The sequence below is a fragment of the Pseudogulbenkiania sp. AW2-16 genome, assembly GCF_056824575.1.
Genome location: NZ_CP157668.1, coordinates 3,973,360 through 3,985,541 on the forward strand (window position 1 = coordinate 3,973,360; position 12,182 = coordinate 3,985,541).

Consider the following 12,182-nt stretch of genomic DNA (forward strand, 5'->3'; position numbering starts at 1 on the left):
CTTCGGGGCACCCGGAAGAAGGAGTTCATGTTGAAACCACTCACTCAAGCAGGCGACGAGGCCGTCGCCGCCGAGGGGAAAGCCCCACCGTCGACGACATGGGTGCTGGCCTGCCTGTCGCTCTCCATGCTGCTGTCCTCGCTCGGCACCAGCATTGCCAATGTCGCCCTGCCGACGCTGGCCAGGGTGTTCGCCGCTTCCTTCCAGGAGGTCCAGTGGATCATCCTGGCTTATCTGCTTGCCATCACCACCCTGATCGTCAGCGTCGGGCGGCTCGGCGACCTGGCCGGGCGACGCCGGCTGTTATTGTTCGGCCTCTTTCTATTCACGCTGGCCTCGGTGCTGTGCGGCGTGGCGCCCTCGCTGTGGCTGCTGATTGCCGCACGCACAGCGCAGGGCTTGGGCGCGGCCATCATGATGGCCCTCACCATGGCGTTTGTCGGGGACGCGGTTCCGAAGGACAAAACCGGCAGCGCCATGGGCCTGCTCGGCACCATGTCCGCGATGGGCACCGCGCTGGGGCCAGCGCTCGGCGGCACGCTCATCGCTGGCTTCGGCTGGCGCGCCATCTTCCTCGTCAACGTGCCGCTGGGCATCCTGGCTTTCTTGCTCGCCTATCGCGCCCTGCCCGTCGATCGCAGGGCATCGCTGACGGATCAGGCAGGCTTCGACACAGTGGGCACGCTGCTGATTGGGGCTTCGCTCGCGGCGTATGCGCTCGCCGTGACGCTGGGGAGAGGCCGCTTCGCTGGACTGAACCTGGCCCTGTTGCTAGCAGCGGTTCTGGCTGGGGGCCTTTTCGTGTTGGTGGAGGCGCGCGTGGCGTCGCCATTGATCCGCCTGGCGGCGTTCCGCAACAGCGAGCTGAGCGCGAGTCTCGCCATGAACGGGCTCGTCTCCACGGTGATGATGGCGACGCTGGTGGTCGGGCCGTTCTACCTGTCACGCGCGCTCGGCCTGGGCGAGGCGGCGGTCGGAATCGTCCTGGCGATGGGCCCGATCATTTCGGCATTGAGCGGTGTCCCGGCGGGACGCGGCGTCGACCGCTGGGGTGCGCCCGCCATGACCACCGCGGGGCTGGTCGTCATGGCCGCGGGGTTGTCGGCACTCGCGCTGCTCCCTGGGGTATTCGGCGTGGCGGGCTACCTTGCCGCCATCGCCCTCCTGACCCCCGGCTACCAGCTCTTCCAGGCGGCCAACAACACGGCCGTGATGAGGAATGTCGCGCCAGATCAGCGCGGCGTCATTGCCGGCCTGCTCAGCCTGTCGCGCAATCTCGGGCTGGTCAGCGGGGCATCCGCCATGGGCGCCGTGTTCGTGCTCGCAGCGGGGACGAGCGACATCGCCTCGGCACACCCCGGCGCCGTGGCCAGCGGCATGCGCTTCACCTTCGCCGCCGCGACACTGCTGATCGTCGTCGCGCTCGCCATCGGGGCGGCAAGCCGTGCCCTCGCGCCCCGCCCCGCGCTCGATGCGGCCCGGAAAGAGGCATGAGGCAGGCGGGGCGCCCGTGCCGGGGCCGGTTCGGCAAAGGTCAGACGGCGTTCAGGAAGCCGGCAATCCGCGCCACCACCCGGTCTTCCTGTTCGCGGTGCGGCATGTGGCCGAGGCCCGGCAGGATGTCGAGCTGCACCGGGCCGCTCACCCTGGCCGCGATGCGTTCGGGCTGGTCGGTCGATCCGTACTCGTCCTCGCTGCCGTGCATCACCAGGCTCGGGCATCTCACCCCCGGCAAGACGTCGTGCAGCGACCAATCGGCGAAATCCGGCGCCAGCCGGTATCGATCCAGGCGTTCAGCACCCAGTCCGCCTTGTCGCCGTGATAGCGCTGCAGCCGCGTGAAGTGCTCGGCCTGCCGGAACATCTCCCGGGCCTCGCGGATGCCGGCCCGCGTGCGTTCTTCGACGAACGCCTGGGCGGACAGCGTGACCAGGGCATCGCAGGCCGCGGCATGGCTGGCCGCGCAATGCACGGCCATGCAGCCGCCGACGCTATGCCCGATGGCGACGAAGCGCTCGAAGCCGAAATGCCGCTGCACCGCGGAGAAGACATCGCGCGCCTCGGCGGCGATGAAATCTCGGCCCGGTTCGCCACGGCGTGTATCGGATTGACCGTACCCGAGCCGGTCGTAGGCGATCACCACCCGCCCTGATTTTTGCGCGAGCATGCCCGGAAAGGATCGCCACAGGGCGATGCAGCCGAGCGAATCGTGCAACAGGACGATGGGCGCACGCGCGCCGTCGCCGCTCTCCGGACGCCAGCAGCGCGCGAAAAGGCGGCCTTGGTCGGTGTCGATCCAGTGATCGATGATCGAATAGTGTGGTTTGTTCATGATGGCTCACTCGCCTAACCGATGACGCAGCAGGCCCACCGGGCAATGCCGATCATCACGGTCGGAAGAACGGGCAGGCCGGCAGGCCCGGATACCTTGCCATACTCCCCGTGGCGGCACCAGGAAAACCCCGGTGGAAACCATGCCGTAGCGGCACGGTCCGGCGCAGCCCATCCCCAGCCGGGTGCGCGTGAGGAAGCCGCCTGCCGCCTTAACCCGACTCGAGGCCGTGGCGGCAGGAAGAACGGGCGCCGGTTCGATCTCAGCGCGCCTCCGATACCCCTTCCAGCGTCATACCACGCGTTTCCACCCCGAGCAGATAGACCGCGGCCGCCGCCAGCGCAAAGCAGGTGGTGCCGAGCAGGAACACCCCGCCCTGCCCCCACAGCGGCAGGATCAGCCCGACCAGGGTCGGCCCGAGCAAGGCGCCGACACGGCCCACCGCCGAGGCGCAGCCGGAACCGGTGGCGCGCGCGTGGGTGCCGTACAACTCCGGCGTGTAGGTGTAGAGCACCGCCCACATCCCGAATAGGAAGAACTGCATGACGAGGCCGGAGGCGATCAGCGCGGTTTCATTGCCGCTGCCCTGCGCCATCTGACCATAGACGTAGATCATGGCGGCGCCCCCCAACAAGGCGGCGATGCAGGTGGGCTTGCGCCCCCAGCGTTCCACCAGCCAGGCGGCGGTGAGAAAACCGGGAATGCCGCCCAGCGAGATCCACACCGTGTACAGCACCGATTTGGTGACCTGGTAGCCGGATTGCTGCATCAGCGCGCTAAGCCAGGTGGTCAGGCTGTAGAAACCCAACAGCGCGAGGAACCACAGCAGCCACACCATCACGGTGCGGCTGCGCTGGCGCGGCGTCCACAAGGCGGCGAACGAGCCCTTGCCGGCGGCGGCCCCACCCGATTGCAGCGCCTGCGGCGCCGGCAGCGAGATCAGTCCCAGGCTGGCGATGACCTTGCGCTCGATCTGCGCGATCACGCTCTCGGCGCGGGCGTGCTGCCCGGCGCTCTCCAGCCAGCGCGGCGATTCGGGCACCCACTGCCGCACCACCAGCAGGAACAACGCCGGCACCGCGCTGATCAGGAACACCGTGCGCCAGCCGTGCTCTTGCAGAATCCAATACGACAGCAAACCGGCGGTAATGAAGCCCAGCGGCCAGAAGCCGTCCATCAGGGCGATGTAGCGCCCGCGCTGGCGCGCCGGAATCAGCTCGGCCAGCAGCGTCTGCGCCACCGGAAACTCCATGCCCATGCCGACACCGAGCAGCAGGCGGTAGCCGAACAGCTGTTCCGGCGTGGCGGCGGTCGAGCACAGATAACTCGCTACGCCCCACAGCACCATGCTGCTCTGCAGTACCGGGGTGCGGCCGAAACGGTCGGCCAGCAGGCCGGAGAGCACGGCGCCACCCACCATGCCGAGGAAGCTGGCGCTGCCGATGAAACCGGCCTGGGCGCTGCTCAGCTGGAATTCGGTCTTGATCGAACCCAACACGAAGGTCATCAGGCCGAGGTCGACGGAATCGAAGAAGAACGCCAGGGCGATGATGGAGAGGATCAGGCGGTGGTAGCCGCTCATCGGCAGCAGCTCGAGGCGGGCAGCGACGCTGTGGGCGCCTCGCGGGGAGGCAGGGGGGTGCTTCATAGTGGTTCTCCTGTGAGGATGCGAACGGGTGTGGAAACGCGCGGAACACGACGGTGACAATTGCGACTAGACTCGGCCAGCTTTCGTCGGGGCGATTGGTGAATTGCGATCGTCATATGGAAATTTTCGACAAAAGCGATCGGCATGACGACTGTGCCGCGCCGCGCCGGCGCCACGCCCGCACCTTGGCGAGTGTCGCCGCAGAAGGGGTTGACGTCGGAAACAGACAGGTGGCCGGAGGGGGTGACGTGGCTCAATCTAGGTCGTATAAAGGCGCGTTGCGGCATGAGCCAAAGACAGCCACGCAAGGGTCAACGACAAAGGAGCTACAGTGAGCGACAACATTCTGCGAAGCTATATCGGTGGACGATATATCGACAACCCGTCCCTGCCGCTGGTGGACAACATCAACCCGGCCACCGGTGAGGTGATCTGCCGTGTGCAGCAGGCCGGCGAGGCCGAGGTACAGCTGGCGATCGAGACTGCGCGCCAAGGCTTCGAAGTGTGGTCGGCCATGACCGGTGCCGAGCGCGGCCGCATCCTCAACCGTGCGGTACAGATTCTGCGCGAACGCAACCGCGAACTGGCCGAGTTGGAAGTGCGCGACAACGGCAAGCCGATCCAGGAGGCCGAGGTGGTGGACGTGTTGTCCGGTGCCGATTGCATCGAATACTTCGCCGGGCTGGCCGCCAGCATCCACGGCCAGCAGTTCCCGCTCAAGGGCGCCTTCGCCTACACCCGGCGCGAACCGCTCGGCATCTGCTTCGGCATCGGCGCCTGGAACTACCCGCTGCAGATCGCCTGCTGGAAATCCGGCCCGGCGCTGGCCTGCGGCAACGCGATGATCTACAAACCGGCGTCGCTCACCCCGATGACGGCGGCCAAGTTGGCCGAAATCTATACCGAGGCCGGCGTGCCGGACGGCGTGTTCAACGTGATCCAGGGCACCTCGGCGGCGGCGCGCCAGCTGATCGCCCACCCCGAGGTGGCCAAGGTGTCGATCACCGGCTCGGTGGACACCGGCAAGGCGATCATGGCCGACGCCGCCAAGACGCTGAAGCGCATCACCATGGAGCTGGGCGGCAAGTCGCCACTGGTGATCTTCGACGACGCCGATCTCGACCAGGCGGTTTCGGCGGCGATGCTGGCCAACTTCTACACCCAGGGCGAAATCTGCACCAACGGCACGCGCGTGTTCGTGCACGACTCGATCTACGACGCCTTCCTTGAGAAGCTGGTGAGCCGCACCCGCAAGCTCAAGATCGGCGACCCGATGGACCCGGCAACCCAGGTAGGCGCGCAGGTGTCCAAGAGCCATGCGGACAGCGTGATGCAGTACGTCGAGCTGGGCAAGGCCGAAGGCGCCGGGCTGCTGGCCGGCGGCAACCGCGTGACGGTGCCGGGCTGCGAGGGCGGCAACTTCATCGCGCCGACCATCTTCGCCGACTGCACCGACGACATGAGCATCGTGCGCGAGGAGATTTTCGGGCCGGTGATGTCGGTGCTGCGCTTCAGCGATGAAGACGAGGTGATCCGCCGCGCCAACGACACCCGCCTGGGGCTCGCCGCCGGGGTGTTCACCAAGGACATCTCGCGCGCACACCGCGTGGTCGGCAAACTGCAGGCCGGCGTGTGCTGGATCAACAACTACAACATCACCCCGATCGAGATGCCGTTCGGCGGCCTGAAGGAGTCCGGCATCGGCAGCGAGAACAGCCTGGTGACGCTGGACCACTACACCCAACTCAAGAGCGTGTACGTGGAGCTGTCCGGCGTGGCCTGCCCGTACGAATGAGCCACTGACAACAACCGTCCTGGCGTTGTGGCGCTGGCGAGCGAATCCCGCGCCGGGATTCGCTCCACGCTTGGGGCGGACGAGCGACATGTCGCGGTGCAGACACATCGGCCATGCCTCGTGTCTGCGGCGCCGCTTAGCCAGGTCCGCCACGCCAGGGTGTGTTAGCGACTCGCTACGAAGAGAAGAGTGATGAAAACGGAATTCGACTACATCATCGTCGGCGCCGGTTCGGCCGGCTGCGTGCTGGCCGCGCGCCTGACCGAGGACGCCGACGTCAGCGTGCTGCTGCTGGAAGCCGGCGGCCCGGACTGGCGGCTCGACTGGCGCACCCAGATGCCGGCCGCGCTGGCCTACCCGCTGCAGGGCACGACCTACAACTGGGCCTACACCACCGAGCCCGAGCCGTTCATGAACAACCGTATCATGACCCAGGGCCGCGGCAAGGGCCTGGGCGGCTCGTCGCTGATCAACGGCATGGTCTACATCCGCGGCAACGCGCTGGACTACGACGGCTGGGCCGAGAACCAGGGGCTGGAAGACTGGAGCTATCTGGACTGCCTGCCCTACTTCCGCAAGGCGGAGACCTACGACAAGGGCGCCAACGACTACCACGGCGGCAGCGGTCCGCTGCACGTCACCACGCCGAAGGCCGACGTCAGCCCGCTGTTCGAGGCCTTCATCCAGGCCGGCGAGCAGGCCGGCTACCCGCGCACCGACGACCTGAACGGCTACCGCCAGGAAGGCTTCGGCCCGATGGACCGCACCACCACGGCGGACGGCAAGCGCTGCTCCACCTCGCGCGCCTACCTCGACGAGGCGAAGGAGCGCGCCAACCTGACGGTGCAGACCCGCGCCCTGGCCGACCGCATCCTGTTCGAGGGCTCGCGCGCCGTCGGCATGCGCTACATCCAGGGCGACCAGCCCAGGGAAGCGCGCGCGCGGCGCGAGGTGATCGTCAGCAACGGCGCCATCGCCAGTCCGCAGCTCTTGCTGCGCTCCGGCGTCGGCAACGCCGACGAGCTGAAGGCGATGGGCATCCAGGCGGTCGTCCACCTGCCCGGCGTCGGCGAGAACCTGCAGGACCACCTCGAGATGTACGTCCAGTTCGAGTGCAAGCAGCCGGTGTCGCTCTACCCGGCGCTGCAATGGTGGAACAAGCCCGGCATCGGCCTCGAGTGGTACCTGAAGGGCACCGGGCCCGGCGCCAGCAACCACTTCGAGGCGGGCGGTTTCATCCGCAGCGACGCCTCGTTCGCCTGGCCCAACCTGCAGTACCACTTCCTGCCGCTGGCGGCCAACTACGACGGCAGCAATGCGGTGAAGGCGCACGGCTTCCAGTGCCACGTCGGCTCGATGCGCTCGACCAGCACCGGCTACGTCAAGCTCAAGAGCCGCGACCCGCGCGACAAGCCGCGCCTGCTGTTCAACTACATGGCCGACCCGGTGGACTGGAAGGAATTCCGCGCCGGGGTGCGCCTGACGCGCGAGATCATCAACCAGAAGGCGATGGACCCGTTCCGGGGCAAGGAGATCCAGCCCGGCATCGGCGCCAAGAGCGACGCCGAGATCGACGCCTTCGTGAAGAGCCATGCCGAGACGGCGCTGCACCCGTCCTGCACCTGCAAGATGGGCGACGCCAGCGACCCGATGGCGGTGGTGAACAACGAGGGCCTGGTGCACGGCCTCTCGGGCTTACGCGTGGTGGACGCCTCGATCATGCCGCGCGTGGTCACCGGCAACCTCAATGCGCCGACCATCATGATGGCCGAGAAGATCGCCGACAAAATCCGCGCCCGCACGCCGCTGGCGCGCTCGCAGGCGCCCTACTTCGTCGCCGACGGCGCCCCGCCCAAGCTGGGCCAGGCGGGCGGCAAGAAGAAAGGCGGCGGCGGGCTGCTGCTCTACCCGCCCAAGGTGGCGGCGCGGGGCTGAGGCGCTTAGGCACGGCACACCGGACACAACCGGCGCATCGCTGACACGATGCGCCGGTTTTTTTGTGCGGGCTTCGGCCAACCCTGGCTGCGGGACGTCGACCTCAGCCGATGGGTTGCGCTGCGCTTCACCATCCTGCGTGTTGTGCCACAAAAAAGCCGGAGCACTGGATGATCGGTGCGCCGGCTGTGTCTTGCCCGGCTTCGGCCAACCTTGGCAGCGGGGCGTCGACCTCGGCCGATGGGTTACGCTGCGCTTCACCCAGCCTGCGCCCTGCGCCACAAAAAAAGCCGGCGCGCCGAGTGATCGGTGCGCCGGCTGTGTCTTGCCGGGCTTCGGCCAACGTTTGCCCTCTCTCGCGTCCTCAGCCTTGCAATGCCGCGGTGTGGAAGCGCAGGTGCTCTTCGATGAAGCTGGCGATGAAGTAGTAGCTGTGGTCGTAGCCCGGCTGCAGACGCAGCGTCAGCGGATAGCCGGCCTTGTCGGCGGCCTGGCGCAGCGCCTCGGGGTGCAGCTGGGTGGCGAGGAAGTCGTCGGCGTCGCCCTGGTCGACCAGCAGCGGCAGGCGCTCCTCGGCACTCGCCAGCAGCAGCGAGGCATCCCACTCGCGCCAGCGGCTGCGCTCGGGGCCGAGGTAGCCGCTGAACGCCTTTTCGCCCCACGGGCAGTTGACCGGGTTGGTGATCGGCGCGAACGCCGACACCGAGCGGTAGCGTCCCGGATTGCGCAGCGCGCACACCAGCGCGCCGTGGCCGCCCATGGAGTGCCCGGAGACCGCGCGCCGGCCGTCCACCGGGAACACCGCCTCGATCAGCGCCGGCAGCTCGTGCACCACGTAGTCGTGCATGCGGTAGTGGGCGGACCACGGCGCCTGGGTGGCGTTGAGGTAGAAGCCGGCACCGAGGCCGAAGTCCCAGCCGCCGGCCGGGTCGCCCGGCACGCCCTCGCCGCGCGGGCTGGTATCGGGCGCCACCAGCGCGATGCCCAGCTCGGCCGCCACGCGCTGCGCGCCGGCCTTCTGCATGAAGTTCTCGTCGGTGCAGGTCAGCCCGGACAGCCAGTACAGCACCGGCACCCGCGCCTCGGGGTTGGCCGAAGGCGGCAGGTAGATGGAGAAGTGCATGGTGCAGTTGAGCATGCTGGAGTGGTGCGCGTAGCGCTTGTGCCAGCCGCCGAAGCTCTTGTTGCACGACACCAGTTTCAGGGTATCGGTCATCGTCTTGGCCTTGTGTGTTGCAGGGAAAGGAATGCCTGTTTCAGCTGGCGAGTGAGTGTCGTAGGATGGGTGACGCACCGCGAAACCCATCATCATCGATGGGTTTCGGGACCTTGTCCCTCCACCCATCCCCAGATATGCACCTGGCACAGGGACCACCGCCCGCTGGAGCAGGCAGGCAAAACCTGTTCACGATCTGTCGCGAGCACCCCTCAGCGGGGTGAAGAGCAGCACATGAGCCCCGATCAGGGGCGCGCAGCAGGATCGTGAGCCGGTTTTCAACGATCGAACAGGATCACGGAACGGATGCTCTTCCCTTCGTGCATCAGGTCGAAGGCGGTGTTGATGTCGTCCAGCCCCATGGTGTGGGTGATGAAGGTGTCGAGCTCGAACTCGCCCTTCATGTAGCGGTCGACGTAGCTCGGCAGCTCGGAGCGGCCGCGCACGCCGCCGAAGGCCGAACCGCGCCACACGCGCCCGGTCACCAGCTGGAACGGACGAGTGCTGATCTCTTCCCCTGCGCCGGCCACACCGATGATCACCGACTCGCCCCAGCCCTTGTGGCAGCACTCGAGCGCCGAGCGCATCACCTTGACGTTGCCGATGCATTCGAACGAGTAGTCCACGCCGCCGTCGGTCAGATCGACGATCACTTCCTGGATCGGACGATCGTAGTCGAGCGGGTTGATCACCTCGGTGGCGCCCAGCTGCTTGGCGATCTCGAACTTGTCTGGGTTGATGTCGATGCCGATGATGCGGCTGGCCTTGGCCATCACCGCGCCGATGATCGCCGACAGGCCGATGCCACCCAGGCCGAAGATGGCCACGGTGGAGCCCGGCTCGACCTTGGCGGTGTTCATCACCGCGCCCATGCCGGTGGTGACGCCGCAGCCCAGCAGGCACACCTTCTCCAGCGGGGCTTCCTTGCTGATCTTGGCGACGGCGATCTCCGGCAGCACGGTGTACTCGGAGAAGGTCGAGGTGCCCATGTAGTGGTAGATCGGCTTGCCGTCCTTCGAGAAGCGGCTGGTGCCGTCCGGCATCAGGCCCTTGCCCTGCGTGGCGCGGATCGCCTGGCACAGGTTGGTCTTGCCCGACAGGCAGAACTTGCACTTGCCGCATTCCGGGGTGTAGAGCGGGATGACGTGGTCGCCCGGCTTCACCGAGGTCACGCCCGGGCCGACTTCCTCGACGATGGCGCCGCCCTCGTGGCCGAGAATGGCCGGGAAGATGCCTTCCGGATCGGCGCCGGACAGGGTGTAGGCGTCGGTGTGGCAGACGCCGGTCGCCACCATGCGCAGCAGCACCTCGCCCTCTTTCGGGCCTTCCACATCCACCAGCTCGATTTCCAGCGGGCGCTTGGCGCCCCAGGCCACGGCGGCACGCGATTTGATCATGATGTTCTCCACGGTAAGAAGTTATCTCGACAGTATCGGTTGCCCTCTCCGGGTTTAAAAGGCGATTTTCGGGAAACATTATTGCCACTGAGGGATAATGGGCGACTCGAGGAAAGGATGGGCATGGACAACTGGGAAGGCATAGCGGAATTCGTCGCGGTGGCCGAGTGCGGCAGCTTCTCGCGCGCGGCCGAGCGGCTCAGGGTGTCGTCGTCGCACGTCAGCCGCCAGGTGATGCGGCTGGAAGAACGGCTGCAGGCGCGGCTGTTCTATCGCAGCACGCGCAAGGTCAGTCTGACCGAGGCCGGCCAGACCTTCTTTGCCCACTGCCAGCAACTGCAGGAGGCGCGCGACGAGGCGTTTCTCGCCGTCAACGCACTGCACAGCAGCCCCAAGGGCCTGCTGCGCATGACCTGCGCCGTCACCTACGGCGAGCGCTTCGTGGTGCCGCTGGTGAACGACTTCATGGCCGGGCACCCGCAGCTCTCGGTGGAGATCGAGCTCACCAACCGCACCGCCGACCTGCTGCACGAGGGCTTCGACCTCGCCATCCGCCTGGGCCAGCTGGCCGACTCCAGCCTGGTCGCCACGCGCCTGGCACCCCGCACCATGCACCTGTGCGCCGCCCCCGCCTACCTGGCGCACCATGGCACGCCGCACACGCTGGGCGAGCTCTCGCGCCACCAGTGCCTGATCGGCACCTCGTCGGTATGGAGCTTCCGCCTCGACGGCCGTCCCTGGCACTTCAAGCCGCAGGGACGCTGGCGCTGCAACAGCGGACAGGCGGTGCTGGACGCCGCGCTGCGCGGCTTCGGCCTGTGCCAGCTGCCGGACTACTACGTGCGCGAGCCGCTGCGCCAGGGGCGGCTGGTGGAACTGCTGCCGGCGCACACCCCGCCCAACACCGCGGTGTGGGCGGTCTACCCGCAGCAGCGCCACCTCTCGGCCAAGCTGCGGCTGATGGTCGACCATCTGCGCGAGGGCACTGGCCAAGCTGCCGGAGTACCGCTGACCCGGCGGCGGCACCGCGCAGGTTGGCCGAAGACCGGGTGCCGCCTTACTCCCCGGACGACGGCGGTTCCATGGCCAGTTCATGGCGCAGCCGTTCCAGCGAACCGTCCTGGCGCATCACGGCCAGCCCGGCGTTGAACTCGGCCAGGCGCTGTTCCCAGCCGGGCACGCGCCGCGAGAACCCGACGTAGAGCGGCAGCGAGTAGACCGGCGGCTCCAGCCACACCAGCCGCCCGCGCTGCTCCGGCAGGCGGTAGCGCAGCAGGTAGCTGGCCACCCCCTTGTCGATCAGCGCCAGGTCGACGCGCCCCGCCGCCAGCTTGCGCAGGTTGGCTTCGTCATCGATAGCCTCCTCGGTCCGCAGCCGCGCGGCCTCGACATTGGGTGGCTTGAGGTAGCCGCGCACCACGCCGATGGTGAGCGAGCGAAGCCGCGGCAGGCGGCGCACGTCGTGGCGCCGATCGACACGCGCGTAGAAGCCGACCACGTTGTCCACCAGCGGCTGACTGTACGCCAGGAACGCCTCGCGCTCCCTGGAGTGCCACAGGCCGACGACGCCGTCGCTGCTGCCCTCCTTGGCCTCGTACAGGGCACGCGCCCAGGGGCGGTACTGGATCACCACCTGAAGCCCGGCGCGGCGGAACGCCTCCACGGCGATGGCGGTGGCGATGCCCTGCCGCGGCAGCGAGGGGCTGGTATAGGGCGGGTATTCGGTGGACAGCAGGGTCAGGGGCGCGCCCGGGCACAGCGCAGCGAGCGTGCCCAGCAGCAGCGCCGCCAGCCCCTTGCGACCGGCACGCACGATCCATCCGCTCACCGCATCGTTTGGCATGGCGTTTTTCCCGCGGC

Annotated in this window: 10 protein-coding genes; 4 read left to right on the top strand and 6 right to left on the bottom strand. The window is 67.7% G+C overall.

Annotation, left to right across the window (positions count from 1 at the left end; translation table 11 throughout):
• The first annotated feature begins 27 nt into the window (after positions 1-27).
• Positions 28-1,494, top strand: a complete 1,467-nt coding sequence (locus ABKF58_RS19090; RefSeq protein ID WP_482582772.1) for an MFS transporter — start codon at positions 28-30, stop codon at positions 1,492-1,494.
• A 40-nt stretch (positions 1,495-1,534) separates the two neighbouring features.
• Here the strand turns inward: ABKF58_RS19090 and ABKF58_RS19095 are convergent, their stop codons facing one another.
• The 3 genes from ABKF58_RS19095 to ABKF58_RS19105 form a co-directional block, all read right to left on the bottom strand.
• A complete protein-coding gene (locus tag ABKF58_RS19095; protein WP_482584405.1) occupies positions 1,535-1,804 on the bottom strand; it encodes an alpha/beta fold hydrolase in 270 nt (89 codons plus the stop codon).
• Entirely contained in the window at positions 1,723-2,331 is a 609-nt protein-coding gene (locus ABKF58_RS19100; protein WP_482582773.1) for an alpha/beta fold hydrolase, read from the bottom strand. Before ABKF58_RS19100 ends, ABKF58_RS19095 begins: the two co-directional genes overlap by 82 nt.
• A 262-nt stretch (positions 2,332-2,593) precedes the next feature.
• Complete coding sequence (locus tag ABKF58_RS19105) at positions 2,594-3,979, bottom strand: MFS transporter (RefSeq protein WP_482582775.1); 1,386 nt, start codon at positions 3,977-3,979, stop codon at positions 2,594-2,596.
• Between the two features lie 331 nt (positions 3,980-4,310).
• On the opposite strand from ABKF58_RS19105, the gene betB reads away from it, so the two are divergent.
• Together betB and betA are read left to right on the top strand one after the other, a co-directional pair.
• The gene (gene betB, locus ABKF58_RS19110; RefSeq protein WP_482582777.1) at positions 4,311-5,774 is read left to right on the top strand and encodes a betaine-aldehyde dehydrogenase; all 1,464 of its coding nucleotides are present in this window, start codon (positions 4,311-4,313) and stop codon (positions 5,772-5,774) included.
• A 192-nt stretch (positions 5,775-5,966) separates the two neighbouring features.
• Positions 5,967-7,709, top strand: coding sequence for a choline dehydrogenase (gene betA / locus ABKF58_RS19115; protein ID WP_482582779.1), 1,743 nt, complete (start codon positions 5,967-5,969; stop codon positions 7,707-7,709).
• Positions 7,710-8,073: 364 nt separating this feature from the next.
• Here the strand turns inward: betA and fghA are convergent, their stop codons facing one another.
• The gene (gene fghA, locus ABKF58_RS19120; RefSeq protein ID WP_482584406.1) at positions 8,074-8,913 is read right to left on the bottom strand and encodes an S-formylglutathione hydrolase; all 840 of its coding nucleotides are present in this window, start codon (positions 8,911-8,913) and stop codon (positions 8,074-8,076) included.
• A gap of 290 nt (positions 8,914-9,203) precedes the next feature.
• Positions 9,204-10,322, bottom strand: coding sequence for an S-(hydroxymethyl)glutathione dehydrogenase/class III alcohol dehydrogenase (locus tag ABKF58_RS19125; protein ID WP_008955516.1), 1,119 nt, complete (start codon positions 10,320-10,322; stop codon positions 9,204-9,206).
• Between the two features lie 123 nt (positions 10,323-10,445).
• On the opposite strand from ABKF58_RS19125, the gene ABKF58_RS19130 reads away from it, so the two are divergent.
• The gene (locus ABKF58_RS19130) at positions 10,446-11,471 is read left to right on the top strand and encodes a LysR family transcriptional regulator (protein WP_482582781.1); all 1,026 of its coding nucleotides are present in this window, start codon (positions 10,446-10,448) and stop codon (positions 11,469-11,471) included.
• Here ABKF58_RS19130 and ABKF58_RS19135 read toward each other — a convergent pair.
• Positions 11,380-12,165: a substrate-binding periplasmic protein gene (locus tag ABKF58_RS19135; RefSeq protein ID WP_482582783.1), complete on the bottom strand. Its 786-nt coding sequence runs from the start codon at positions 12,163-12,165 to the stop codon at positions 11,380-11,382. The two genes, ABKF58_RS19130 and ABKF58_RS19135, sit on opposite strands and share 92 nt — an antisense overlap.
• Positions 12,166-12,182 lie beyond the last annotated feature (17 nt).

Excerpts from the sequence above, each read along its gene's own strand:
- ABKF58_RS19090 (WP_482582772.1), top strand. The coding sequence starts at position 28 with ATGTTGAAACCACTCACTCAAGCAGGCGACGAGGCCGTCGCCGCCGAG.
- ABKF58_RS19100 (WP_482582773.1), bottom strand. The coding sequence starts at position 2,331 with ATGAACAAACCACACTATTCGATCATCGATCACTGGATCGACACCGAC.
- ABKF58_RS19105 (WP_482582775.1), bottom strand. The coding sequence starts at position 3,979 with ATGAAGCACCCCCCTGCCTCCCCGCGAGGCGCCCACAGCGTCGCTGCC.
- betA (WP_482582779.1), top strand. The coding sequence starts at position 5,967 with ATGAAAACGGAATTCGACTACATCATCGTCGGCGCCGGTTCGGCCGGC.
- ABKF58_RS19125 (WP_008955516.1), bottom strand. The coding sequence starts at position 10,322 with ATGATCAAATCGCGTGCCGCCGTGGCCTGGGGCGCCAAGCGCCCGCTG.
- ABKF58_RS19130 (WP_482582781.1), top strand. The coding sequence starts at position 10,446 with ATGGACAACTGGGAAGGCATAGCGGAATTCGTCGCGGTGGCCGAGTGC.
- ABKF58_RS19135 (WP_482582783.1), bottom strand. The coding sequence starts at position 12,165 with ATGCCAAACGATGCGGTGAGCGGATGGATCGTGCGTGCCGGTCGCAAG.